Genomic DNA, 423 nt, shown 5'->3' with positions numbered 1-423 from the left:
GTGCGCAACTACATCGCCAAGGGTTTTGCGTTGGGGAGGGTGTGATGGGCGAAAAATATCCCCTCGCCACCTTACTGGTCGTTGGTTTTGGAGGACTGTTAGTCGGCATTTCTGGAACAGCCATCGCGTTCGGAGCATATATTACTGGCACAAGGGAGTTAGCCATAAATGAGAACAGCTACTTCCAAGTGCTGAATAATCTCAGGGTGGGCTACGCCCAGATACCATCCAATTCACAAAGGCTTGCAGAGCTACAAAAGCTAAAAGAAATTGTTGATATCGGTTATCGCCAGCATTTGTTAAACAACTTGGATGCAGATATTAGATCCACGGAAGAAAAGCTGTTTGAAGAAGTATCCGCTGCAACCCGAGAGCAACTTGAGGCGGTTCTCACCAAACAGAACCAAGCTCGCCTCTTGGCAC

At 48.0% G+C, this 423-nt stretch carries 1 protein-coding gene; it reads left to right on the top strand.

All coding sequences use genetic code 11. The features are described from left to right. Window positions 1-44: 44 nt before the first annotated feature. The coding region (locus AB4091_RS21940; protein WP_442295045.1) for a hypothetical protein at window positions 45-423 on the top strand (379 nt) is incomplete at its 3' end.

The sequence above is a fragment of the Terrabacter sp. 2RAF25 genome (assembly GCF_052115265.1).
GTDB lineage: Bacteria > Actinomycetota > Actinomycetes > Actinomycetales > Dermatophilaceae > Terrabacter.
Note: the sequence above shows the minus strand (reverse complement) of the source record. Positions and strands in the feature narration are given on the sequence as shown.